Genomic DNA, 24,700 nt, shown 5'->3' with positions numbered 1-24,700 from the left:
TGATTAAATTAAGGGATAGTGAGACGATTACCCTTTATATCGATTCTTTTTGCCCTCTGGGTGTTACCAGCAATGGTAAATGCTCAAACCAAAAGTGCCAATGAATTGGCTCAAGATTTTATTCTTAAAGTCATGCGAGAATACAAGAATCCGATGGCCTATTTTCCATTGAGCAAGGATATCTTTTTGCCAACGGAAGAAGAGATTATGAGGGAGGAATTGAAGAATAGCTACCCCGATCGCGCTGTGGTAATGGGGAGTTTTATTTTTCTAAAAAAGGGCTCTAATTATAAAAGAGAGCCATTTGTAGATGCGCAAGGCAATCGCATGTTCGATAATTTTCTAGATCCAAACCGTAGAGGGCTTTCACTAAAAGCCAACCAAGCGTTTTTTCAGAAGAAACAACAGATGCTCAATGGAAACCCCAATGTGGGGAAATTCCTACTTTTCAATGAAGCCTTCAAAAGAGACTAAACCACTTCTAATAGCATAGATTCGACTGTGAGTCCTGGACCAAAAGCTAGAGATAATACTTTTTCACCGGCTTGTTTTTCGTCGAGGTTATCCAGAAGAGTTTTCAGCACGAAAAGAACTGTTGGAGAAGACATATTGCCATAGTTTTTCAGCACTTCTCTACCAGCCCAGCCGTCTGTTTTATCAAGTTGAAGCTCTTTTTCAATCACCTCTAGAATTCTTTTGCCACCGGGGTGAAAAGCATAGTGCTGAATCGTATCAACAGAAACCTTTGCTTTGAGTTTGCCTACAAGCTCAGCGATACCCTTCTCAATTAAGTCGGGAACATAAGCGCTGAGCTTCATTTCATATCCATGATTGCCAATTTCCCAAGCCATTTCAGTAGCACCTTCGGAAAACAATTCATTGTGAAAAGCAAGAGGTTTCAATTTTCTTGTCTTGTGATTATCACCACTGTTACCCACCAAAACAGCTGCCGATCCATCACCAAAAATGGCATTGGCAATTAAAGTCTCCTCATCTGTTTTATTCTGAAAGTGAAGCGTGCAAAGTTCAGTAGCCACTACAAGCACTTTGGCCGAAGGGTTAGCAGCACAAAAAGCATGAGCTGACTTAATGCCCACAAAAGCTGCATAGCAGCCCATAAAGTTGATACTCGTTCTTTCTACATCTTTATTTAACCCCAATTCATTGACTAAATCAATGTCCAAACCAGGTGCATACATTCCAGTACAACTGATGGTAATGAGGTGAGTAATTTCGCTTAGGCTAACCATGGTATTGGCAAGGCAATTTTTGGCACTCCGTACCGATAATTTGATCGCCTCTTGCTTATAAAAATCTGACCTTTCTTTTGTTGTTGGAAAAGGGTCAAGCCGATCGTTTTGGCTATAAAATGTCCTGTTTTCTGGGTTTTTGATGGCATAATCGGCAATAGCGGAATAACGTTGCTCAATTCCAGTGGCACGGTATAGTGCTTTCAGGCGGCTTAAGTCTTTGCCCGACATTCCGTGGGCTTTGGCCATAAATTCACATACGTCAGGCTGAGGTATTTTATGTTCTGGAACGGCGGTGCCGATGGCAATTATGGAAGAACTCACGTCCTATATTAGTGGTTTTTAAACTAAATTGTTTCCGGAAATCTGGTATTATGTTCAAAAAGTCTAATTGGTTACATCTAAGGATTCATTTCTCTTACTTTCTACTGCCTATTTATCTGTTCGCTCTGTCCATAAGCCCCAACTTGAGCGAAGAATCTTTGATTTGGACATTCTTGATATTGCATTTGTTTATTTACCCTGCGAGTAACGCTTTTAATAGTTATTTCGATAAGGACGAAAAGAGTATAGGTGGTTTGAAAAACCCTCCGCCAGTAGATAAGAACCTCTTTTATTTATCCCAGCTTTTTGACTTGCTTGGCTTAGCGCTTTGCCTCTACTTTTTTCCTGGTAATTATACTTTACTCATCATGCTGATCGCTTATATCTTAGCTTCACGTGCATATAGTCACCCTTGGGTAAGGCTCAAAAAGTACGCTGTGATCAGCTGGCTAATCGCTGGCTTTTTTCAGGGGGCGTGGGTGGTTTGGCTAGTTTTTATTGGCCTAAACGACTTTAGTTTTACGCAAATATTTAAACCACATGTAGTTATTCCAGGCCTGCTAGCGTCGGCTATACTTTGGGGCTCCTATCCTATGACGCAAATCTATCAGCACGAGGAAGATGCGAAAAGAGGAGATATTACTATGTCTATAAAATTGGGTCTCAAAGGTACTTTTATGTTTACGGGCGTATTTTTTGGTTTGGCCAGTCTGGGTTACTTTTTCTACTTCAAGTCTTATTTTGATATAAAGTACAGCATCATATTTATAGGGGCTATGTTGCCGGTGGTAACCTATTTTACTTGGTGGTTTTTAAAAACCTTAAAGGATGATAGTCAGGCTAATTACACCAACACGATGAGGCTAAATTGGATTTCGGCCTCCTGTTTAGGAGCCTTTTTCTTATACCTGTTTCTAGATTCTTCGCACGTTTTATCAGTGGCCGGGGTATACTAGAAAGGCTGGCCGTGCGTATTCTTCATGATTTGATAGGCAAAAGCTTTAGAGTTTTTCATTAACCAAACAGCTACTTCAGAGGTGATTGTTGAACCAAAAAGCTTCTGCGTATTACGACCTACCCTCAACCTTTTGCTAAAGGTACTTTGCCACTTTTGAGTGTATTCTTTTTCCAATAAAGCACGATTTAGGTTGTCTCCCTTGAAGTGCTTTTCGATAGCATCAGATAAAATTTTTGCTGAGTGAATGGCCATGGCCATACCATTTCCACAAAGCGGAGTAATTAAACCTGCTGTATCGCCGCTCATGAGTATGTGCTGCTCGACTGTTTTTTTGGGAGCGAAAGAAAAGGCGTTGATCACTTCTGGCTTTTCGAAGAGAAATTCAGAATTCTCATAAATATGCTTTAGGTAAGGGTTCTGTTTTACTAAACCTTCTTCCATCGCCTCGACAGAGCCATATTTTCGGAGCATTTCCCTGCTTCCTAGATAGCATAGATTGAATTTATCTTCTTCGATAGCGCTTATTCCACAGTAGCCGCTTTTGAAATTATGCAAAGCGATCCTGTCTGTTGGGAAGTCGGTTTTAATATGATATTTAACACCAATGAAAGGAGCATTTTTATGGGTAAAACCACGGCTGAGTTTTTTGTCCAGAACCCCTGATTTGCCATAGGCACCAATTACAACCCTGCTTTCAAAAGATTTTTGGCTTGTTTTCAAATGAAATGCATCACCTTCGAATGCTACCTCGTTTACACTAGATTTCGTGTAGACAGAAACACCTGATTCCAGCGCCTGCTGATATAAGAATAAGTCGAGATTGTATCTACTAATGCCAAAACCGCCGAGGTCTAGAGGAAGCTCAAAACTTTTACCTTTTACAGAGGTAAACTGAAAGGTTTTGAGTTGAGAAGGGTTAAATCTGTCGGGGAAAAGACTATTGGCTTCCAGAAAAGGCTTTACTTCGTTGGAAATGTATTCACCACAAACTTTATGATACGGATAAGCTCTTTTTTCAAAGAGGCTTACATCATAGCCTTTTCTAGCTAATAGAATGGAACTAATTAAGCCCGCTAAACCACCACCAATAATTGTAATTTGTTGCAAATCAGATGTTTATAAGGTTTATTTAACCATTTAAATAAAAGGCTAAATGGTGATAGAAAATTGAATTAAGTTTATAGGTCGATAACAACACAAATTTTCCAAAAATCTAACCAAATGAAAATTAGAAATTTAAGATCAACAGCATTTTTTGTCTGTTTATTTTCTGCTTTCATGTTGTTTGCTGCTAACCCAGCGGATGCTCAGAGTAGAAGAAAGAAAAGAGAGGCTGCTGAAAAAGCGGCTCAAGCAGCAAAGGCAGCTCAAGCTGCTAAGAAAAAGCCAGCCCCTAAAAAAGGAGGAATTCAGCCTTTTGACAAGGTAATTACAAAAGAGGCTAAAACGGATGAAGGTTTATTCAACGTTCATAAAATAGATAAGAAGTACTTCTTTGAAATTCCAAACGACATGCTCGGAAGAGATATGTTAATGGTAACGCGTATTGCAAAAACAGCCTCAGGCATCGGTTTCGGTGGAGGAAAAACGAATACGCAAATGTTGAGATGGGAAAGAGTACAAGATAAAATCTTATTAAAAATTATCTCGACTACCGTTACGGCGGCTGACTCTCTTCCAATAAGCGAAGCGGTAAGTAACTCTAACCTCGACCCAATTCTTGCAGCATATGACATTAAGGCTTTATCTAAGGATTCGTCAGGTGTAGTTATTGACGTTTCAACACTCTTAACAAATGACGTTAAGCCATTGGGTTTACCACAGCGAAACAGAACACAGTATAGAGTAACACGCCTTGACAACTCAAGATCATACGTGGTAAGAGCAAGTAGCTACCCTGAAAACATTGAATTAAGACATGTAAAAACATATTTTGCTTCTAATTCTCCTTCGAGCAGAGCAGATGGTTCTATTACTGTCGAAATGAGTAACTCTATGGTTCTTCTTCCTGAAGTGCCAATGCAAAGAAGACTGTTTGACGAAAGAGTTGGATGGTTTGCAAGAGGAACAACGGATTACGGACTAGACGTACAGCAATCAAAAACGATCAGATATCTTGACCGTTGGAGACTTGAAGTTAAAGAGGAAGACGAGGCGAAATTCCGTAGAGGAGAGTTAGTTGTACCGAAGAAACAAATTGTATACTACATCGATAGAGCAACACCTAAGAAATGGGTACAAGCGATCAAAGATGGTATAGAGGATTGGCAAGTGGCATTTGAAGCAGCAGGTTTCAAAGATGCGATTATCGCTAAAGAGGCACCAAGCCCAGAAGAAGATCCGGATTGGAGCCCAGAAGATGTAAGATACTCTACTGTTAGATACTTAGCTTCTCCAATTCCAAATGCTAACGGACCGCACGTAAGTGATCCACGTTCTGGTGAGATTTTGGAAAGTGATATCAACTGGTACCACAACGTAATGACTTTATTAAGAAGATGGTTCTTCGTTCAAACGGCAGCAATCAACCCTTCTGCTCAAAGCCCTGAGTTTGATGATGAAGTAATGTCAAGGTTGATTCGTTTCGTATCCTCTCATGAAGTAGGACACACGCTTGGTTTACCACACAACTTTGCTTCTAGTAATGCTTATCCAGTAGATTCATTAAGATCTGCAGAGTTTACAAAACGTATGGGAACAGCACCTTCAATTATGGATTATGCGCGTTTCAACTACATCGCACAACCTGAAGATGAGGGTGTAGCACTTATGCCAAACGTAGGTATTTATGATAAATATTCGATTGCATGGGGTTACCGACCAATTTTGGACGCTGATAGCCCTGAAGATGAGCTTCCTACTTTGAGAAGGTGGATAGAAGAGAAAAATGGTGATCCGTTATACAGATTTAACCAAGGCGACTATACTTCTCAGACGGAAGATTTAGGTGACGATGCTATGAAGGCAAGTGCTTATGGTATTGCCAACCTAAAGCGTATCGTAACGAACCTTCGGGACTGGACATATACACCGGGTTCTGATTATAGCGAGCTTAGAGAAATGTATGGTGAAGTAGGTTCTCAATTTAACCGATACATGGGCCATGTTGGTAGTTATTTAGGAGGTGTTAAAAAAGAAACTAAAACTGCCGATCAAGACGGTGTGATTTATACGCATGCCCCTAAAGCCAAACAAAAAGAAGCAGTAATGTTTATCGCTGACAACCTTTGGAATACACCTAAATGGATGTTGGACAAAGAGATTCTTGGTAGACTTCAAGAAGTTGGAGCTGTTGAATCTATGAGAGGTCGTCAGGTACGTGCTTTAAATTCAATGCTTGAATGGAGAAAGCTAGGTAGGCTTATCGAAAATGAAGCGTTAAACGGTAACGATGCTTATAAAATGACTGAGCTTTTCACAGATGTGAGAAATGCTATTTGGTCTGAATTAAGAAGAGGCAGTGCTATTGATAACTACAGAAGAAGCTTACAAAGAGCACACATTGAGCGTCTTGAGCTATTAATGACTGGCGAAATGCCACCAGTACCAGCTCAGTTCAGACAGTTCTTTGGCCCAGGTGTAGATGCAAGTCAGTCTGATATTAGACCTGTAGTAAGAGGAGAATTGAAGACCCTTCAATCAAGAGTAAGAGCGGCTATACCGAGAACTTCTGATAGAATGTCTAAGCTTCACTTACAAGATGCATTAGAGAGAATTAACAATATCCTTGACCCGAAATAATCGGTCATGGCATAAAAGAAAAAGGCCTTGCAACAATGCAAGGCCTTTTTTTATATCAGCTTTTTAAGGACCAGATCCTTTTTGTAGAGTTCTCCCTTTCGCTTAATAACGATAGAGAGTTTTGATCCTTCCTCACCCCTCAAAAACCCGTTGATATCAGGGAACGAATAGAAGAAAATGGGTTTTCCTTCAATAGATATTATTTCATCATCAGGTTGTATACCAGCGGCATCGGCAGGAGAATCTGGAATAATTCTGGAAACAAAAAACTGTTTCGACTCCTCACCTTTAGAGATAAACGTAAAACCTGCAGTGTTGAATTTGAAAGGGTTCCTGTACTCTTTTGTCTTCTTCAAGTAAACAACAGAGTTATGGTAATCGAAAATCACAGAGAATCTGGATAAGATATCTGACCCAATAGTACCTGATCTAGTCAATTCTCTTCCTTTCATGCCCACTACACTTTTAACCTGCCAATCGTCTGGGTACGAAGTCACTACGCGTTTAAAGTTAAAATTACGTCCAAATTTAAACCTCTTAATCCGTCCAACTTGCCCTTCCATGATTCCTGAAAGACTACTTCCTAAGGCATGCTCAACTGTTTTTTCAGGAAGGACTATATTCTCATTTCTTTGCTCATCTAGGAAAAGTGCGCTACTCGCACCAGTATCAATAAGTAAGTTGATGTCTAACTTCTTTTGCCCTTTTTGCTTTACGCTCGCGGCGATATAAGGCCTAAAATCTCTGACCTTAATGTCAACCTTTTGATAGCCCTTCGGTGCCTTGAATTTACTCGGTTCGTAGAGGCGTAACTTTTCATTTTTGTAATCGATTTCCACCACAAAACGATTGAAAAGTTCGGAGCCTAAGACACCATGTGCCTGTACCCCGAGGATGTTCTCTATGTTGATACTATTTTTTTCTAAAACCAACATCGACTGTTGTTCACCATTAATACCTTTCATTTGAATGTCGATGTTGTTGGCAACCAATAGGTCGGTTACTTTATTTCCATCTTGAGCGTAAATGGGTACAGTTCGAGCGTTTACCAAGTTATTTTCTGAAATAACAAATCGATCGAAGATCATGCCTGATTCCGAACCGGTATCTAGAATAAAATTGAAGGGGCCTTCGCCGTTAACAAGGATAGGTATGACGATGAGATTACTTTCATCTTTGAAGCTCATTTCGACATATTGCTTACCGTCTTCAAAAGAGAAACCCAGCGGGTTTTGAGCAAACGTTTGAATAGAAAATCCTAATGCGAAAAGAATAAGTAAGTTCCTCATATACCCAGTTTTGATTGACAAATGGCTCAAAGCCATATAATTAACACATACGAAAGCAGAAGACCCTTAGTTTTGCTTGAAAATCCTACGGTAAACAGGTTTTCGATATAAGAACTGCAATAGCAAAAGAGGGTACAATAGAAAACTGATCACTTTATTTCCAGCTTCGTACTCTATATCATCTATAATTTCACAACCTTTTCCTTTTGACACAAGCTTATGGTGATGTTTCCAACTAGAAAAAGGAAATGGAAGGACAACACCCTCGTCGATAAACTCAAAACGTTTGTCCGATTCGTGGTCAAAGGTAATTTCGCTAACCCACTGTTGCTTGGCTACTAGAAAGTTAAGTTCTAGTTCTACAAAATCACCCTTTTTACTGCCATCAAACCTAAGCAATCGGACCTTTGGGAAAGGTGGATTAAGTTGTAAGAACAGGTCTTCATTGAAACCAGCTTTTACATCCATTAAAGGTTTTTCGACTTTGGTGACTACTTGGACATGCATACAGTTTATAACTTCAAATTCATTTTATTGTTAGCCACAGAACGTAGTTTGTATGTTGGATGAATCGTTTGTAACTTCATTACAATTCACCTCTTCGATTAATTGTGCTTACTCATAACCCGTCGACCACACTATTGGTGGTTCTTTTTTTATTATTCTTTAGCCCAGGGAATGAATCCCAAGTACAAGAGCGCAGAATAAAGTCAAAATATGATTTCGGCACACCAGAACTGTCTGCCGCACAGAAACTCTATAGTGCAAAGCGTTATGAGGAGGCGCTCGATGCCTATCAATCCATTTTAGACAAAGCGCTGAAAAAGCCAAACTGGGAAGAAGTGGTTTACACCATGGAAAAAAAGGCCCTCACGTTAAGACGGCTTGGTCAAACAACTGAAATGATCCTTGTCATGGATCAGGCTATTAAACTAGCAATGAACCACCTTCCAAAAGGGCACTTTTTAATATCCAAAATGTATTATACACGGGGAGCCATGGACCATAGGTTGGGTAATTTTTATATTGCTCGATCCTACTTAGATACTGCGCTTACTTATTATAATTCATCCACTAGCTACGACTCTGCTGCATATGCTAAGTTGATTGAGTATAAGTTTTATGCTTACCAATATTCTGAGGGAAATCAAGATACTCTCCTCAAGGCCCTTGAAGAACTAGTACGATTAGAAGAGCTTGCACAAAAGAAAAATCCAGAACCAGATGAAATGTTAATTTGGCTTCAAAGCTACCCAGTTATTTACATTCAAAAGGGTGACTTTGAGCAAGCACTGGCCTATGCAATAAAAGGCTATAAGTACGCAAAGGAAAATAGGCGTTCAGTATCTCCAAGATACTATGCAGAGGCACAATATTATCTAGCACAAGTACTGTACTATAAAAAGGATTTTTTAAGAACAATCGAGATTGGTAATGAGGCAATGCCATTAGTAGAAAGTATCCCTCGTATTAACATGCCTGAATATTATTCATTCAACAACCTTATGGGAATAGCTTATATGGCGGTGGGTAATCCAAATGAAGCGCTTCCCTACCTTCAAAAGGCACTTGAAATACCTGCGAATGTAGGTTCAGCTTTTGAGAAACGGAATAAAAGAAGGTTTAAGGCACAAGTCAAAATTAATGTCGGTTTGTGTTATAAGAATTTGGGAGAACCAGCTAAAGGGAAAAAGTACTTGGATGAATCATTAAACGAGATGAAATCCTTAGTGAAGCTTCCGAGTGCTGAATTACATAGCAATTACCGTTATTTAGGAGACTTCTATTTTCTTAATGAAGACTGGTCAAAGGCCCTAATATCTTATGACTCCGCTCTGAGAAATGGTCTTGTTTCTTATACTACCAACCTATTGAGTTTCCCCAAAGGAGATAATATGGAATTCTCCTACCGAGACTTAGTCGTACTTACAAAGAAAGGAGCAAGCATCGAGAAAGTCGGTCTTTCGAAAAACCAACCGTTAAATCATCTTGACTCTGCTAAGAATTATGTAAAGAAGACAAGCGAACTTTTATTCGATAGACGAGATGACTTTCTTGCCTCAGAGGGAAAACTATTTCTAAGTCAAAATTTCAAAGAGTTGTATGAAATAGGAATCGATATTAGCTATGAGATGTATGCTCAAACTGGTGATAAACGTCATTTCGAAGATGCTTTAAACTTTTCTAAAGCCAGTAAGGCAATTCTATTTTTAGAGCAATCACAAGAATTTGATCTCGTTAATAACAACTTAGTTAGTCAAGAATTAAAGAATCTTTTCTTTCAGTCAAAATCGGATGTGGAAAGACTTCAGGCAAAATTCTATGAGTTAATTGATAACTCTGCAACAAGTGATTCGGTAATAATGGTTAACGAGCAGCTATTGCAAACGAGGGAAGAGAGAGAGGGCCTGAAAGATAGTATTGAGAACTTTTTATCTAGCTTTCAGGATGAGTCTTCGCTTGAAATGATAATAGATGGGAAAGGTGACCTCAGTGTGGATAAAGGAAAAGCATTTATCGAATTTTTCTATGGAGATGAGCATATTTACGTTCTCGGCAAAAGTAAGAGTGATGTATCTTTTGAGAGGGTCGAAATTTCAAATGAATTAACTGTAGCGCTGGAAGAAGTAGTAAGTGCCGCATCTTCACCACCGAATGTAGCCTTGCATGAAACACAATTGAATTTGTTTCAAGAGCAGTCGTTTTTAATATATCGAAAGCTTTTAAAAGCAACATTAGATAAGTTTAAACCTAATTTGAATCATCTAATTCTTGTCCCAGATGAGTTTTTATCACGTTTACCATTTGGACTATTGGTCGAGAAAAAGGAAAGTCAGATAGTTGGGTTTAACGAGTTGCACTATTTGATAAAGTCTTATAGCATCCAGTACCAACTTTCTTCGGAGCTTGTAAATAGTGATAGAGCTGTTTCTAGAGTCAATGATAAAATTTTAGGTATTGGTTATCTGGATGATGGAAATGTGTCGACACTTGGCTCTTTACCTGGGACAGAAATGGAAATTGAACGGCTGGAGGCTATGGTACCAGGTAAATATTTACTGGGTTCAGAGGCTGTTAAATCAGAATTTCTAAGGCAGGCTAGAGATTATGACGTTCTACACCTCGCTATTCATGGTAGGTCTGATAGTACTAATAACTATCAATCTACTTTGATTTTCAATGGTGACGAAACTGAAAATACAATGAATACCAATGATCTATACTTGGCTAGTTTGAAGGCAAGGCTTGCCGTATTAAGTGCTTGTGAGAGTGGTCTTGGCGTTATCAACAAGGGTGAAGGCACATTCAGTATTGCTCGAGGTTTTGCCTTGGTCGGTGTTCCTTCTGTAGTTATGAGCCTTTGGAAAGTTAATGACAGAATTACTTCAGACCAGATGGTCGAAATGTATCAAGGTTTTGTAGACGATGGACAAACAATTAATTCAGCGCTGAGACAGTCAAAATTGAACTATCTCGAAAAAAGCGATTCGTATAATGCGCACCCTTATTATTGGGCTGCGTTTTTGCAATTGGGAAAGGATATTAAGTTTAAGCAAACGGATAGAGGCCCTCTTCCTTGGATTTATATTGGGCTAGCTTTACTTACTTCAATACTTCTAGGCTCTGTTTTTGTAAAAAGAAAAAGGGCTAAATAGCCCTTCCTCTCGCGTGTATATGTGTGTAAAAAAAATTCAGATTACATTACTTTATCCAGAATAAAAGCCCAGCCTTTACCTGACTTCCCTTTAGCCTTTTTAATAACAATATAACTTACCATATCTCCTTCACTTAAACCTCTAATCGGAGATTCATTGTGAAAACGATATCGCAACTTGTCTGTGAGGCCAACTAATTCACCAAATTGGATTTGTCTTTTTCCCATTAGTGAAGTTACTCCATTCGGGCTATCCATTTCATCTTCGGGTCTCATAGTAACAACTACAGGAGTTCCTTCATCCGGGTTTTCAGCAGAGAATTCATAACCCAATGATTTTAAAACATTCTTACTCTTTATTTGATATGAGTTTTTGTTAAGTGCTAAAGATGCCAATGCTGAAACGGCCTCATGTTCCTTGTCGGCGCCCAATAAGGTCATTCCTATGAACCACTTTGCTTGTTCTTTATAAGTAGCAAAATTGTTGAGGGTTGAATTTAAATTCTCAAGAGCCGATTCGTAATTGCCAACTTCTATATTGGCTATACCTGCAAACAGATAGTTTTCTGCAGTTTTTTCAACTTCTAAAAGTGATTCGAATCTTTCAATAGCTAAGGCATAATTGCCCTGATCATAGGCGCTGTAAGCCTGAAAGTTTAGACTTTCCCTATCAACAGCTTCACCCCTCGTTTGGCCGTTCAGGTTAGTATATGGAACATAGTATTCGGTAAAAACATCTTTTGGACTCGGTTGCCCGCTTCCAATTAATAGGTAGCTCGCTGATATCAGTATTATCAAGCTAGCAGCCACGGTAAGCACTCTTTTCATAGCAGTCTGGTTATTAGTAGGTAACTCTTTAGTTAAGGAATCCTCTATGTCAGTAAATAGGGATTTTAATTCTTTTCGAGCCTCAATTTTCACAGCAAGCTTCACAGCTTTTACTTCTTGAAATTCCTGATTGAACTCAGGGTCGTTTGCCAAGCGATCGTTGAAATCCTTTAGCTCATTCTTGTCAAGTTCGTTAGAAAAATATCTGTCAATAAGATCGAAGTTGCTCATGAATATTTTACTCTATATCTGATTCTTAATTCTTTGAAGGCACTTGTACTTCAAATTTTTTACCGTGTTTCCGTTTTTGTATTTCATTACTTCCGCAATCTCATCGTTCGTAAGATTGTTGAAATAAAAAAGCTTTAATATTTCACTGCATGGAAAACCGAGTTCTGAAACGAGTTTCTTGATTTTGGCAACCCTAACCTCTTTGTCCTGACCTTCTTCTTCTTTTTCTATGAGCGACTCTTCTTCGAGTTGCTCTTGATAGGAGATTTTGGAATTTTTTCGACTATCGGCTAGTAGCTTGTTCTTCCCGATAGAATAGAGATAGGTTTTAATCCCTGCATCATTCATTTTTTCAAATGATTCCTCTATAACGTTCTCATAGAAGGACAATATCGAGTATTGATAAATGTCAATCGCCTCGTCTTCCGTGCACTTGTGCGTATAGGTAATCCACTTAATAAAGCTTACTCTATACTCTTTATAAATATCTTCAAGTGCTTTACGATCTCCTTTGCGAAGTCGTAGGACAAGCGAGTTCACACTCATACTGTCATTCTTTAGTGATTAGGTCTGTAAAAGGTCACCCAAAAGAGTGAGTTTTTTTTAAAAAAAAATCATCGCTCATGCCAAATCTCTTTATGTGAGAAGTATAAGATAAAAAAATCTGAGAATATGGACATTGTTAAAATAAAATAGGTTAGGCATGGAAATTTTTTCCAACAGATGGGTGACATTGTAGTTGTACAATCACTAACTATTTACAGAAGACTACAATCATGGGTGCGAAATCGTATTTTCTGGTAGACAACAAAATCCAACCGATGGACGAAGAGTTCACGGAGGAGGTGTCTAATGTGGAAACCATCGCCAACCAAGTGTTGGAGGGGGTAAGCATCCTTATTATTGATGATAACCCTATCAATCTAATTGTAGCCGAAAAAACACTCCGTAAGTTTGGTGCAAAGTCTATTAAAGCACTCTCGGCAAAAGAAGGCGTTCAAAAGTATATGGCTTCTAATCCAAGATTAATCCTCATGGATTTACATATGCCAGGAATTGACGGTTTTCAAGCGACAGCATTAGTCAGAGAAACAGAAAAATTCAAGGCCGCCCCTGTGCCAATCTTAGCCTACACTACATATGGCTATGATGAGGTAAAGGCGAAAATCGAAGAACATAACCTTGATGGGTACATTGGAAAACCGTTCACACAAGGTCAAGTCTTTGAGACAATTATGTCCGTTTTAAGTATCAAGTCTGATTCTAAACAGGCTTAATCAATTCTTTCCTCCAACAATCAAATCTTCGGGTCAAGAGTCATTGTTAATTAGTGGGTCAAAGCGTATTTTTGGCAAAACTTTAGCTAATGCATCAGGACAAAATCATCTACGACCTTATATCGAAAGAAGAAAAGAGACAAACAGAAGGAATCGAGCTAATTGCTTCTGAAAATTACGCTTCTTCCCAAGTCATTGGAGCCATGGGTTCTATTCTTACCAATAAGTATGCTGAAGGGCTTCCAGGTAAACGATATTATGGTGGTTGTGAAGTAGTAGATGAAATAGAAAACATAGCGATTGATCGCGTAAAGGAATTATTTGGTGCTACTTGGGCCAATGTTCAACCACACTCTGGTGCTCAAGCCAATGCCGCTGTTATGTTGGCTTGCTTAAACCCAGGTGATAAAATTTTAGGCTTTGACTTGTCTCATGGAGGCCATTTAACACATGGGTCACCTGTAAACTTCTCCGGTAAGATTTATCAGCCATTCTTTTATGGCGTAGAAAAAGAAACCGGCTTAATTGACTGGAATAAAGTTGCCGATATCGCCAGAAAAGAGAAGCCTCAAATGATCATTTGTGGAGCTTCAGCATACAGTAGAGATTGGGATTATGCAGCGTTGAAAGATGTTGCGGATGAGGTGGGTGCGATCCTACTTGCCGATATTTCTCACCCTTCTGGTTTAATTGCTAGAGGGCTTTTAAATGATCCGCTAGCTCACTGTGATATTGTAACCACTACAACCCACAAGACGCTAAGAGGTCCAAGAGGAGGCCTAATCATGATGGGCGAAGATTTCGAGAACCCTTGGGGTCACAAAACCATGAAAGGTCAAGTGAAAATGATGTCTCAACTATTAGATGGTGGTGTCTTCCCGGGTACTCAAGGAGGGCCATTAGAACATGTAATAGCCGCAAAAGCTGTTGCGTTTGGAGAGGCCTTGACCGATGACTACATGCAATATGTATTGCAAGTGAAGAAGAATGCTTCAGTAATGGCCGATGCTTTCGTGAATAAGGGTTATGATCTAATTTCTGGTGGAACTGATAACCACATGATGTTGATCGATCTAAGGTCTAAAGGGTTGACAGGAAAAATTGCTGAAAAGGCTTTAGGAATCGCAGATATTACTATCAATAAAAATATGGTTCCTTTCGATGATAAGTCACCATTTGTGACCTCTGGAATGAGGGTAGGAACTGCTGCTATTACAACTAGAGGCCTTGTGGAGAGCGATATGGAAAGAATAGTAGGTTTTATCGATAGTGCATTGATGAACCACGACAACGCCGACCATTTGGAAGGTGTGAAGAATGAGATTAACGAATGGATGAACCAATATCCTTTGTTTAAAGCTGAATAGTGGCATTAGATCAAATACCAGAATCGCCTGAAGAGGAAATGGGTTTCCTCGACCACCTGGAAGAACTCCGGTGGCACCTTGTGCGTGCGGTAGCTTCCGTATTGGTATTTACTATCGTTGCCTTTTTGTTTAAAGACTTCATTTTTGATGTCCTTATTTTAGGCCCTACAGAATCGGACTTCTGGACCTATAGAAAGCTATGTGAGTTATCAAGCCTTTTAGATACGCCAGCTTTGTGTTTAGAGCCTTTCGAAATGGATATTCAAAACAGGAATATCACTGGGCAATTCGTTTGGCATATTAAGTCTTCGCTAGTTGTTGGATTAGTAATAGCCTTTCCGTATGCTTTTTGGGAAATATGGCGCTTTGTGAAGCCTGGCTTAAGAAGTAATGAGAAAAAGGCATCACGCGGAGTAGTATTTGTTGTAACGATTCTCTTCCTATCGGGTGTAGTTTTCGGATATTTCATCGTGACCCCGCTAAGCTTTAATTTCTTACAAAATTATACCCTTAGCCCAAAAATTGACAATGATTATGATTTGTCAAATATCATCGGGATGGTCGCCACGTTGGCGTTGGCTTGTGGTGTAATGTTTCAATTGCCGGTGGTCACTTACATTCTGTCAAAAGCAGGAATAGTTACACCGAAGTTAATGCGCAGTTACAGACGTCATTCATTCGTGGTTATTTTGGTTATTTCTGCCATCATTACACCGCCAGATGTAATGAGTCAGGTTTTGATAGCCCTACCGCTGACTTTCCTTTATGAAGTCAGTATCTTAGTATCTAAGAGAATTGAACGGAAAAGAATAAAACGAGAACAAGAAGAAGCTTTATGAAAAAAGTTGGAATAGGTGGCGACCATGCCGGTTTTGAGTACAAAGAAAAGGTGATCGTTTTTCTAAAAGCGCAGGGTTTTGAAGTAACGGATTTTGGTCCAAATACGACTGATTCTGTTGATTATCCAGATTATATCCACCCTATGGCAACCGCCATTGAAGAGGGAGACCTTGATTGTGGCATAGCCATTTGCGGTAGTGGAAATGGTGTTTGTATGACGGCCAATAAACATCAAGATATTAGAGCCGCTTTGGTCTGGAATACCGAATTGGCGGCACTGGCAAGACAGCATAACAACGCGAACGTTGTTTGTATTCCTGCTCGTTTTGTGGATTACGATTTAGCAGAAGATATGGTTAAGACTTTTGTTTCTACCGACTTTGAAGGGGGTAGACATGAAAGGAGAGTGAATAAAATCAGCTGTCAATAAATCAAGAATAAGGTTGCGATAGCGCTTCCTAGAAGTGCTATAAATACTAGTTCGGTCAGTAATTTCTTGTTGATCGATATGAGCATTTTGGTAATAAAGTAGCTCATAGGGATTACTAGAATCATCAAACCGCTCAAATTTGCGTCACCAAAAATCGCAAATAGGACAACCCCAAAAAACCCAAGCCAACTCATAGCCTTTTGTACCATTATTTGGTGATTGGTCATGCCCAAACCAGAAAAACCTTGTATGGCAGCGATCAATGAAAGCGCCAAGCCAAAACCAAATACCATCAAACCGTTATTAAGCCCCTCTCCTAGTACTTGGGCGGAGACAATTTGTTGGAAAATACTAGTGCTAAATTCCGACCCTTGTTCTAGAAATAAATAAACCACCCAAGTCATGATGTAGGGTAACACAAACCCCCAAGTCAATAAGAAATATCGTCTTGTTAAGGTGCTAGAATAAAATATGTAGATGATTACAATCAGAGGGTAAAACCAGAAGTACGGATAGAAGAAAAGGCCCGCAATACCCACACTAAAGCCAGTCCCTAGAATGTTCTCTTCGGACCCTTTATATTTTACATGATAAAAGAGGTTGTTTAAGCTAAAAATGATAAAACTGCTACCGATAAGCGCTGGGCTCAAAAAGAAGAAATTTGGAGAAGCGCTCATTAGGATCGTCATGACGGCCGCAGGCAAAAAGGAAGACTCCTCGAAAGACGCATTCCTAATAAAAATACTGTTCAGTAAAATGCTATTAAATAGAATTAGAACAGTGGCTAAGACTAAGCTCAAGAGTGGTGAGCCTGTAGATTCTAATCCAACAAAAGTTAATTCAGATAGAGGCCCTGAATGAACGAAAAATGCATTTATCGATCCACTAGTACCAGCATTAAAAGCCAAGTAGTCTAGCCCTTCCAACATTGATTGACCCAAATCAGAGAAAACAAAATAACCGACCCTTATACTTATAAGGATAAGTACGAGGCCTATTATTCTGAGTGGATCGTTTTTCTTGAAATAACTAAACAAGGAACCTTATTTTACAGGCTACAAATAAGGTAAAAAATGCGCTGGAAGGAAAATCAATAATTATATCAGATATTTGCATCATGGCAGGTAGCAAAAGGCAACAGCAGTTTTCCAAACTCATTCAAAAAGAAGTAAGTCACATCTTTACACAAGAGTTTTCTGCGGAATTTTTAGGCAAGTTGGTCACAGTAACAGACGTTACCATGAGCCCTGATTTGGGGTTGGCTAGACTGTACATTAGCGTATTTCCAATTAACGCGGCACATAGTGTCATCGACTTCTTAAACAGTGTGAAACCGAGAATTAGAGGAAAACTTGGCCGTTCTATTGGCAAAGATGTAAGAGTAATTCCTGAACTGGCATTTTTCATGGATACTACAGCCGAAACAGGTTCACGAATGGACTCTTTAATCGATTCTCTTGATATTCCTGAAGAAACAGAACCTGAAGAGGATTGAACGTATCAACATTCATAGCGAAGCGATACTTCTCCTCTAAAAAGTCAAAGAACTTTATTCAAATCCTCTCGTGGGTTTCAATGATCGGTGTGGCCATCGGAACTATGGCGCTGATTATTGTACTCTCCGTATTTAACGGGCTTGAAGGTGTTTTGCGATCGGTTTACCAGACTTTTGATCCAGATCTTAAAATTGAATCTGTAAAAGGCAAATCATTTGAAGTTGATGCGGCGTTTTTAGCGAGTTTGGAAAAACTAGAGGGTGTAAAGTCTTTGGCCGAAGTTATTGAAGACAACGCTTTAGTCACCTACAGAGATCAGCAGGTGGTAGTAAGAATTAAAGGTATAGAAGATAGCTATCTGCAAGCCAATAAACTCGACACCTTCCTGATTGATGGAGAATTAAAGCTAACCGAAGGCACAGACAACTTTGCCATTTTAGGTGCGGGCGTTGCTTATGAACTAGGCGTACTGTTGGATAGCGATATGTATGATGTCCAAATTGTTTACCCCAAAAAAGTAAGGCCAGGAACGGTTACAACAGGTAGCCCCGTTCGTAGAGTGCGAGTAAAACCAGCCGCTGCTTTTAGTGTGGAAACTGCCTATGATGAAAGCCTGGTGCTAGTACCGTTACGAGTAGCTAAACGGGTGATGGATTATAAAAATCGAAGAACCTCAATAGAGTTATATTTAGAGGATGACGCGAGCCTTAGAAAAGTCAAATCCGCCTTAAAAGCCCTATTAGGAACTGAATTCAATGTTTTGGACAGTGACGAACAACATGCCGAACTCCTGAGGGCAGTGAAGCTAGAAAAGCTTTTCGTATATATTGGGCTAACATTTATCACGCTGATTGCCTCGTTCAATATCTTCTTTTCACTCTCCATGCTAGCCATAGAAAAACGCCGAGACATTGCTGTCCTTTTTGCAGCAGGCGCTACAAAGCAGATGGTTAAAGGAATCTTCTTAAAACAAGGAGTGATTATAGGTTTTGTGGGCTGCTTAGCTGGTCTATTTCTTGGTTTAACCTTCTGTATTTTGCAGCATGAGTATGGTATCATAGGTTTGGGTATGTCCTCTTCAGTGGTAAATTCATATCCGGTGAAAATTGTCTGGTTAGACTTTTTATGGGTAGGATTGAGCATATTTATCATTACCATTCTTACCGCATATAGACCGGCTGTTTTAGCGTCTAAAGTGAATCCTATAGCGCATCTGGATTAATCAAAATTTACTTGAGGAATAGTGTTTTCGGTTTAGCAGAAATCTTTAATTTGCGAATCGCCCAAGATTCAAATGAAGGTCTCAACAGCTCAACCGTTCCAACTTATCTACTCACTATTTCAGCATGAGTATCTCGGCTATTTGTTCGAGTCTTTTGTGATTCAGCTTGACGAAAAAGGACGGCTCACCTTACAACACCAAAACATTTCCTCTAAAAACGCCAAAGAGTTCGGTAAAGATCTAGACGATGCCGACTACGAGTTAATCAAACTCATGGATGAAATGCAGCAAGAATCCATCGTCTTAAAATTTTACAAACAGAAAGTGAAGCCGGCTGAGTTTTTCTTTAAAGTTTACGATAAAGAGAAAGGTGATAAGGCCCTTCAAGAAACTATCCATCAATACCTAGAGCACCGAAGAGCGAAGATTTTAGACCTACTCGATGGTAAGATGATTTTTGAAATGGGTAGAGATGGCGAGCCTACCTGGAAACAAATACAATGGGAAAAAGAAAAGGCGACAGTTCTATTTCATTTTAGGAGAAATGAAGAGAATACGCACTATTTCCCAACAATGAAGCATCAAGGCGAGAAATTGGAATGGCAATACAATGGGTCCTACCTTATTTGTCATGAACCAGCTTGGCTGATCGTCGGCAATAAGCTGCTGCGCTTTGCCAAAAATGTGGATGGAAAGAAATTGAAGCCATTTCTAAATAAGAAATTCATTGTAGTCCCTAGAAAAGTAGAAGAGACATATTATCAGAAATTCGTGACCCAATTGGTCGCTTCCTTCGATGTTTATGCCAAAGGCTTTGACATTAATACGGAGAGATATCCCGTTAAACCAGTTATTTCTTTTTCAGAACTTGTTCAAACAACTAATGGAGAATTGTTCGATAAAAAAGGACAGTCTAATGATCCGAACACGGATGAAAGTAAGATTCTTTTTAAGATCGGTTTTGACTATGGTCCCTACCAATTTGGGTATGAGCCAGCCCCTAATTCTTCAGTAAAACTCGAAAAACAGGGTGATAACTATGTTTTTCACAAAGTAAGGCGAGATGGTGATCATGAAATTGAAATCGTTAAAAAGCTTCAAGAATCAGGATTGAAGTTTCAGAATGGTAGAGTTTCCATGTCGAGAGGTAAAGCATTTACTTGGCTCAACGAAAACACAGAATTACTCGAAGCATACGATATCAGTGTGCGCCAAACTGATGACGAAAGAAAGAAGTACTTCATCGGAGAGTCCTCACTTGAAATAAAGGTAAATGAAAGTATCGACTGGTTCGATATCCATGCGATTGTCAGGTTCGGGGACTATGAAATTCCATTCAAGGAACTTAGAAAGCTGATTAACAAAAAGACAAAGGAAATCACCCTTCCCAATGGGCAAATTGCCGTAATTCCAGACGCTTGGTTGACTGATTATGCTGAACTATTCGCCTTTATGGAAGAGGATGATAGTAATCAGAACCTACGGCTTAAAAAACACCACCTTTCCTTAATTCAAGACCTCACCAATGGTAAACTGGCCCAGGTTACTATGGATCGAAAACTGCAAAAGCTACATGGTTTTGAAGAGATCGACGATTATGAATTACCTGCAGCTTTCAAAGGAGAACTAAGGCCTTATCAAAAGGCAGGCTATAATTGGATGCGTTTTCTGGCCGATTACAGCTTTGGAGGCTGCTTAGCTGACGACATGGGGCTTGGAAAAACGGTACAGACGCTTGCCCTGCTCCAGTCACAGAAAAAGGAAGGAGTAATTTCTCCATCATTGCTCATTATGCCGACATCCTTGATTTACAATTGGCAAATTGAGGCCTCTAAATTTACCCCAAACCTCAAGACACTCGTTTACACGGGCGTCAATAGAAACAAAGATCCTGAAACCTTTGCTGACTACGACTTGGTGATCACATCCTATGGAATCACAAGAATTGATATCGATATCTTGAATACATTTTACTTCAACTATATCATTTTGGATGAGTCTCAAGCGATTAAGAATCCAGACTCACGCATTGCAAAGTCTGTAGGAAAACTAAAATCAAGGCACCGATTAATTCTAACGGGTACACCTTTAGAAAATAGTACCATGGATTTATGGTCCCAGTTGAGTTTTATTAACCCAGGTCTTTTAGGAAATGAAAAGTACTTTAAAAACGAGTTCCAACTACCGATCGAGAAGAAGCAAGACGTAGAAAAAACTCGAAAACTCAATGTTATCATAAAACCATTCATTCTCCGGCGGCAAAAGTCTCAAGTGGCAAAAGATCTACCAGAGAAAATTGAGCATATAAAGTATAGCGAAATGTCTGCCGAACAAGCAGAAAAGTATGAGGAGGTAAAGTCGTTTTACAGAAACAAAATTCTAGAAACAATCGAGCAAAGTGGTATTAAGAAATCACAACTTCTGCTACTCCAAGGTTTGACCAAACTCAGACAAATAGCGAACCACCCCCAGATGGTGGAGCCCGAATATGAAGGCGAATCAGGTAAGCTTGAAGATATTCAGTATATGATTGAGTCTGCCTTGAGCGAAGGGCATAAAATCCTAATATTCAGTCAGTTTGTTAAGCACCTGAGCATTGTGAAATCCTATTTTGACGAGAAAGGTATGGCTTACGCTTACTTAGATGGAACGACAAAGGATAGGCAAGGGCAGGTAGATAAATTTCAGAATAATAAAGACATCAAGTTGTTCTTGATTTCCTTGAGAGCAGGAGGCTTGGGACTCAATTTAACAGAGGCAGATTACGTTTTTCTGTTAGACCCTTGGTGGAACCCGGCTATCGAAGAGCAGGCAGTTGATAGAGCCCATAGAATAGGGCAAAAGAATACTGTATTTACTTATAAGTTCATTACAAGAAATACGGTAGAAGAAAAGATTCTAGCCCTACAAAAGAACAAACTAAAGTTAGCTTCTGATCTAATTACTACAGAAGAGAGCTTTATTAAAAAACTTACTTCATCAGATATTTCGGAGTTATTAGCCTAGTGCACCAAGCCAATATCAGTTATATTCAAGAGAAATGGCCAAAGTAAAAAGTACATATATCTGCCAGAATTGTGGTGCAAACTCGGCCAAGTGGATTGGTAAATGCCCCTCTTGCAACGAATGGAATACATACGTGGAGGAGGTTATAGAGAAAACCGATCCTGCAAAGACCTCGTGGAGAGATGATGCGGCTCCTACAACGCGACAAAAACCAGTGAACGTCAAGGAAATCGAGAAGGGTTCCGAGCGTCGGTTGGTCACGAAAGACATTGAGTTAAATCGAGTTTTGGGCGGTGGAATTGTTGCAGGTTCACTGGTCCTAATTGGCGGAGAACCTGGCATAGGTAAATCTACGTTGATGCTCCAAGTGGCATTAAGCGCCTCTAATACGAAAGTCCTTTATGTTTCTGGAGAAGAAAGCCAGCAACAAATAAAAATGAGGGCAGAACGCATCGGAGTTGGTACCGACAATTGCTTTATTCTGTCGGAAACGAGCACGCAAAATATTTTCAGTCAGGTGAAGGAAATGTCGCCACAAGTATTGGTGATAGATTCCATCCAAACGCTACACACAAACCGCATAGAATCTGCCGCCGGCTCAGTTTCTCAGGTAAGGGAATGCACGGGTGAACTGATGAAATTTGCCAAAGAAACCAATACCCCGGTTTTTTTAGTGGGCCATATCACTAAGGATGGAAGTATTGCAGGCCCAAAAATCTTGGAGCATATGGTAGATACCGTCCTCCAATTTGAGGGAGATAGACATCTTACCTATCGAATACTTAGAACAATCAAGAATCGATTTGGCTCTACCTCTGAATTAGGGATATATGAGATGCAAGAAACGGGATTGAGACAAGTTTCAAACCCCTCGGAAATTTTAATATCTCAGCGTGCCGAAGATCTACCTGGGGTGGCGATCGGTGCCACTATTGAGGGTAATCGACCCTTAATGATAGAAATTCAGTCGCTGGTTAGTACGGCAGCATATGGAACACCACAGCGAAGTGCCACAGGCTTTGACGCTAAAAGATTGAATATGCTCTTGGCAGTCTTGGAAAAACGGGGAGGATTAAGGTTCAACGCCCAAGATGTCTTTTTAAATGTGGCTGGAGGCATTAGAATTGAGGAACCCGCATTAGACTTAGCCGTATGTGCCTCCTTAGTTAGCTCATATCACGATATACCCATTTCCGAGAAAGTGGCTTTTGCCGCAGAGGTTGGCTTAGGCGGAGAAATTCGTGCTGTCAACAGAATAGAGAGTCGAATTTCCGAGGCAGAAAAACTTGGATTTGAGATCATCTATATATCTAGATACAATACAAAAGGACTGGATCTGAAGAACACCAAAATCACTATAAAGCCCTTCGGAAAACTCAAGGATGTTTTTGAGGACCTAATGGGCTAGCCATTTCATTGGTTTTTACCCAAGGGAACATTAATGCACCCCCTATGTGTTATGGTCTAAATTTTTTAGTCATGAAGATCATTTCAACATTCATATTACTCGTTTCAATTTCTTTTCTGAATATCCAAGAAGTCAAATACCAGGGTGAATGGGATAATTACAGTCGATGGACGACTTTTGAAGGAAGCTGGAAAATCATCAAATCAGATAATGGGCATAAGTTAGTGTTGGGAGATGATTTTGAGGCGAAAAAAGCGCCAGACCTAAAAATATTTTTATCCAAAGCGAAGTTGGACGACATAGAAAGCAAAAATGCGTTGAAAATTGGTGAGCCCGTTTTAGTAGCCAAGCTTACCGCTTACAAGGGAAAAGCAACCTATGATATTCCTGCCTCGATTGATGTTTCGAAATATCAAACCATTATGGTGCACTGCGAAGAGTATAGTAAATTTTGGGGTGGATCGGCACTCAAATAATCAAATTCCAAAGCCAGACCTTCCTTGCAGTCCGCCAGTATGTATGAATAATATTCTGGTACCGCGTCCAAAATAGTCCTTGTTGATAAGTTGATAAAGCCCATAAAGAGATTTACCCGTATAAACTGGGTCTAGCAAAATGCCATGTTGATCCTCAAAGGACTTTATAAATGAAAGAAATTCAGGTTTTATCTTAGCATAGCCCCCAAAGTGAAAATCGTTGTTGATCTGCCAGTTCTTGTACTCACGCCCATTGTAATCGACCAATAGATTTTCGACTTCTTGGGTCAAAAAATCCCCTTTCAGCGACGAAAACCCAATAACTTGGTTTAGGCCTTTAAGTGATGCTATAAGCCCTGAAATAGTACCGCCTGTACCCACACCAAGTGTATAATAGTCATATGTTTCTGATAAGTCTTCAACAATCTCTTCGCATCCTTTGATAGCCAGAGCGTTGGTTCCACCTTCAGGGATAAGATAGAATTTACCGAATGCTGAAAGTAAATTATGCTTTACTTCTAAAGAGTTTTTCAACCGATAGGTAGCACGATCCATGTACCTTAATTCCATACCACAAGACTTAGCGTAGGTAAGCGTATGATTCAGGGGTAGTGTTTCTTCGCCACGAATTATGCCGATCGTTTTAAAGCCGAATGCCTTTCCAGCTCCGGCAACGGCATGAATATGATTAGAGTAAGCCCCGCCGAAAGTGAGAAGAGTATCATGTTGTTGTTCCTTAGCAGCCTGAAGGTTGTATTTAAGCTTTCGCCATTTGTTTCCCGATACCACAGGATGGGTTAAGTCTTCCCTCTTTATAAAGACTTGTACACCCTTTTGCTCAAAAAGTGGCTCATGAATTTGTTGAACAGGAGCAGGACTAATTTCCATGCCATGAAGTTAGT

21 protein-coding genes are annotated in these 24,700 nt (G+C 39.7%); 13 read left to right on the top strand and 8 right to left on the bottom strand.

Features of this window, described 5'->3' with window-relative positions; all coding sequences use genetic code 11:
* Window positions 1-18: 18 nt before the first annotated feature.
* Window positions 19-474, top strand: coding sequence for a hypothetical protein (locus BFP71_RS05250; RefSeq protein ID WP_141719679.1), 456 nt, complete (start codon window positions 19-21; stop codon window positions 472-474).
* Here the strand turns inward: BFP71_RS05250 and BFP71_RS05245 are convergent.
* Entirely contained in the window at window positions 471-1,574 is a 1,104-nt protein-coding gene (locus BFP71_RS05245; RefSeq protein ID WP_069834375.1) for a type III polyketide synthase, read from the bottom strand. The genes BFP71_RS05250 and BFP71_RS05245 overlap by 4 nt on opposite strands.
* A gap of 50 nt (window positions 1,575-1,624) precedes the next feature.
* Between BFP71_RS05245 and BFP71_RS05240 the strand changes: the two genes are divergently transcribed.
* Window positions 1,625-2,530 (top strand): UbiA family prenyltransferase, encoded by a 906-nt coding sequence (locus BFP71_RS05240; protein ID WP_069834374.1) that lies wholly within the window; start codon window positions 1,625-1,627, stop codon window positions 2,528-2,530.
* On the opposite strand, the gene BFP71_RS05235 is transcribed toward BFP71_RS05240, so the two are convergent.
* Window positions 2,527-3,639, bottom strand: coding sequence for an NAD(P)/FAD-dependent oxidoreductase (locus tag BFP71_RS05235; protein ID WP_069834373.1), 1,113 nt, complete (start codon window positions 3,637-3,639; stop codon window positions 2,527-2,529). The two genes, BFP71_RS05240 and BFP71_RS05235, sit on opposite strands and share 4 nt — an antisense overlap.
* Window positions 3,640-3,753: 114 nt before the next feature.
* Between BFP71_RS05235 and BFP71_RS05230 the strand changes: the two genes are divergently transcribed.
* The gene (locus BFP71_RS05230) at window positions 3,754-6,273 is read left to right on the top strand and encodes a zinc-dependent metalloprotease (RefSeq protein ID WP_069834372.1); all 2,520 of its coding nucleotides are present in this window, start codon (window positions 3,754-3,756) and stop codon (window positions 6,271-6,273) included.
* A gap of 50 nt (window positions 6,274-6,323) precedes the next feature.
* On the opposite strand, the gene BFP71_RS05225 is transcribed toward BFP71_RS05230, so the two are convergent.
* Together BFP71_RS05225 and BFP71_RS05220 are read right to left on the bottom strand one after the other, a co-directional pair.
* Window positions 6,324-7,562, bottom strand: coding sequence for an aspartyl protease family protein (locus BFP71_RS05225; protein ID WP_069834371.1), 1,239 nt, complete (start codon window positions 7,560-7,562; stop codon window positions 6,324-6,326).
* 66 nt (window positions 7,563-7,628) lie between these two features.
* Entirely contained in the window at window positions 7,629-8,069 is a 441-nt protein-coding gene (locus BFP71_RS05220; protein ID WP_069834370.1) for an SRPBCC family protein, read from the bottom strand.
* A 104-nt stretch (window positions 8,070-8,173) separates the two neighbouring features.
* Here BFP71_RS05220 and BFP71_RS05215 point away from each other — a divergent pair, with 104 nt between their 5' ends.
* Window positions 8,174-11,218 carry a CHAT domain-containing protein gene (locus tag BFP71_RS05215; protein WP_141719678.1) on the top strand — a complete coding sequence of 1,015 codons (3,045 nt, stop codon included), beginning with the start codon at window positions 8,174-8,176 and terminating at the stop codon, window positions 11,216-11,218.
* A 41-nt stretch (window positions 11,219-11,259) separates the two neighbouring features.
* Here the strand turns inward: BFP71_RS05215 and BFP71_RS05210 are convergent, their stop codons facing one another.
* A complete protein-coding gene (locus BFP71_RS05210; RefSeq protein ID WP_069834368.1) occupies window positions 11,260-12,276 on the bottom strand; it encodes a tetratricopeptide repeat protein in 1,017 nt (338 codons plus the stop codon).
* A 12-nt stretch (window positions 12,277-12,288) separates the two neighbouring features.
* On the bottom strand, window positions 12,289-12,822 hold the full coding sequence (locus BFP71_RS05205; RefSeq protein ID WP_069834367.1) for an RNA polymerase sigma factor: 534 nt from the start codon (window positions 12,820-12,822) through the stop codon (window positions 12,289-12,291).
* A 230-nt stretch (window positions 12,823-13,052) separates the two neighbouring features.
* Between BFP71_RS05205 and BFP71_RS05200 the strand changes: the two genes are divergently transcribed.
* The 4 genes from BFP71_RS05200 to rpiB all read left to right on the top strand — a co-directional run bounded on the left by BFP71_RS05200 (window position 13,053) and on the right by rpiB (window position 16,190).
* Window positions 13,053-13,553, top strand: a complete 501-nt coding sequence (locus BFP71_RS05200) for a response regulator (RefSeq protein ID WP_069834366.1) — start codon at window positions 13,053-13,055, stop codon at window positions 13,551-13,553.
* Window positions 13,554-13,642: 89 nt separating this feature from the next.
* Window positions 13,643-14,920, top strand: a complete 1,278-nt coding sequence (locus BFP71_RS05195; protein WP_069834365.1) for a serine hydroxymethyltransferase — start codon at window positions 13,643-13,645, stop codon at window positions 14,918-14,920.
* Window positions 14,920-15,759, top strand: a complete 840-nt coding sequence (gene tatC / locus BFP71_RS05190) for a twin-arginine translocase subunit TatC (protein ID WP_069834364.1) — start codon at window positions 14,920-14,922, stop codon at window positions 15,757-15,759. The genes BFP71_RS05195 and tatC overlap by 1 nt, the downstream gene beginning before the upstream one ends.
* Window positions 15,756-16,190, top strand: coding sequence for a ribose 5-phosphate isomerase B (gene rpiB / locus BFP71_RS05185; protein ID WP_069834363.1), 435 nt, complete (start codon window positions 15,756-15,758; stop codon window positions 16,188-16,190). Before tatC ends, rpiB begins: the two co-directional genes overlap by 4 nt.
* Here the strand turns inward: rpiB and BFP71_RS05180 are convergent.
* Window positions 16,184-17,119, bottom strand: a complete 936-nt coding sequence (locus tag BFP71_RS05180) for a hypothetical protein (protein WP_069834362.1) — start codon at window positions 17,117-17,119, stop codon at window positions 16,184-16,186. The genes rpiB and BFP71_RS05180 overlap by 7 nt on opposite strands.
* Window positions 17,120-17,307: 188 nt before the next feature.
* Here BFP71_RS05180 and rbfA point away from each other — a divergent pair, with 188 nt between their 5' ends.
* The 5 genes from rbfA (at window position 17,308) to BFP71_RS05155 (ending at window position 23,798) form a co-directional block, all read left to right on the top strand.
* Entirely contained in the window at window positions 17,308-17,685 is a 378-nt protein-coding gene (gene rbfA, locus BFP71_RS05175; RefSeq protein ID WP_069834361.1) for a 30S ribosome-binding factor RbfA, read from the top strand.
* Window positions 17,682-18,908, top strand: coding sequence for an FtsX-like permease family protein (locus BFP71_RS05170; protein WP_069834360.1), 1,227 nt, complete (start codon window positions 17,682-17,684; stop codon window positions 18,906-18,908). Before rbfA ends, BFP71_RS05170 begins: the two co-directional genes overlap by 4 nt.
* A gap of 72 nt (window positions 18,909-18,980) precedes the next feature.
* Entirely contained in the window at window positions 18,981-21,914 is a 2,934-nt protein-coding gene (locus BFP71_RS05165) for a DEAD/DEAH box helicase (protein ID WP_069834359.1), read from the top strand.
* Window positions 21,915-21,948: 34 nt separating this feature from the next.
* Window positions 21,949-23,322 carry a DNA repair protein RadA gene (radA, locus tag BFP71_RS05160; protein WP_069834358.1) on the top strand — a complete coding sequence of 458 codons (1,374 nt, stop codon included), beginning with the start codon at window positions 21,949-21,951 and terminating at the stop codon, window positions 23,320-23,322.
* Between the two features lie 71 nt (window positions 23,323-23,393).
* Entirely contained in the window at window positions 23,394-23,798 is a 405-nt protein-coding gene (locus tag BFP71_RS05155; RefSeq protein ID WP_176723324.1) for a DM13 domain-containing protein, read from the top strand.
* On the opposite strand, the gene BFP71_RS05150 is transcribed toward BFP71_RS05155, so the two are convergent.
* Window positions 23,799-24,686, bottom strand: coding sequence for a 1-aminocyclopropane-1-carboxylate deaminase/D-cysteine desulfhydrase (locus tag BFP71_RS05150; RefSeq protein ID WP_069834356.1), 888 nt, complete (start codon window positions 24,684-24,686; stop codon window positions 23,799-23,801).
* Window positions 24,687-24,700: the final 14 nt, after the last annotated feature.

Origin of the sequence: Roseivirga misakiensis (assembly GCF_001747105.1) — a bacterium.
In the GTDB taxonomy this organism is placed as follows: domain Bacteria; phylum Bacteroidota; class Bacteroidia; order Cytophagales; family Cyclobacteriaceae; genus Roseivirga; species Roseivirga misakiensis.
This window is presented reverse-complemented; position numbering and strand designations above follow the sequence as displayed.

Bases quoted from the DNA above. Each gene is read 5' to 3' on its own strand.
- BFP71_RS05230 (WP_069834372.1), top strand. From the start codon at position 3,754: ATGAAAATTAGAAATTTAAGATCAACAGCATTTTTTGTCTGTTTATTT.
- BFP71_RS05200 (WP_069834366.1), top strand. From the start codon at position 13,053: ATGGGTGCGAAATCGTATTTTCTGGTAGACAACAAAATCCAACCGATG.
- radA (WP_069834358.1), top strand. From the start codon at position 21,949: ATGGCCAAAGTAAAAAGTACATATATCTGCCAGAATTGTGGTGCAAAC.
- BFP71_RS05210 (WP_069834368.1), bottom strand. From the start codon at position 12,276: ATGAGCAACTTCGATCTTATTGACAGATATTTTTCTAACGAACTTGAC.
- rbfA (WP_069834361.1), top strand. From the start codon at position 17,308: ATGGCAGGTAGCAAAAGGCAACAGCAGTTTTCCAAACTCATTCAAAAA.
- BFP71_RS05240 (WP_069834374.1), top strand. From the start codon at position 1,625: ATGTTCAAAAAGTCTAATTGGTTACATCTAAGGATTCATTTCTCTTAC.
- BFP71_RS05195 (WP_069834365.1), top strand. From the start codon at position 13,643: ATGCATCAGGACAAAATCATCTACGACCTTATATCGAAAGAAGAAAAG.
- BFP71_RS05220 (WP_069834370.1), bottom strand. From the start codon at position 8,069: ATGCATGTCCAAGTAGTCACCAAAGTCGAAAAACCTTTAATGGATGTA.
- BFP71_RS05225 (WP_069834371.1), bottom strand. From the start codon at position 7,562: ATGAGGAACTTACTTATTCTTTTCGCATTAGGATTTTCTATTCAAACG.
- rpiB (WP_069834363.1), top strand. From the start codon at position 15,756: ATGAAAAAAGTTGGAATAGGTGGCGACCATGCCGGTTTTGAGTACAAA.
- BFP71_RS05205 (WP_069834367.1), bottom strand. From the start codon at position 12,822: ATGAGTGTGAACTCGCTTGTCCTACGACTTCGCAAAGGAGATCGTAAA.
- BFP71_RS05180 (WP_069834362.1), bottom strand. From the start codon at position 17,119: ATGTTGGAAGGGCTAGACTACTTGGCTTTTAATGCTGGTACTAGTGGA.
- BFP71_RS05165 (WP_069834359.1), top strand. From the start codon at position 18,981: ATGAAGGTCTCAACAGCTCAACCGTTCCAACTTATCTACTCACTATTT.
- BFP71_RS05155 (WP_176723324.1), top strand. From the start codon at position 23,394: ATGAAGATCATTTCAACATTCATATTACTCGTTTCAATTTCTTTTCTG.
- BFP71_RS05150 (WP_069834356.1), bottom strand. From the start codon at position 24,686: ATGGAAATTAGTCCTGCTCCTGTTCAACAAATTCATGAGCCACTTTTT.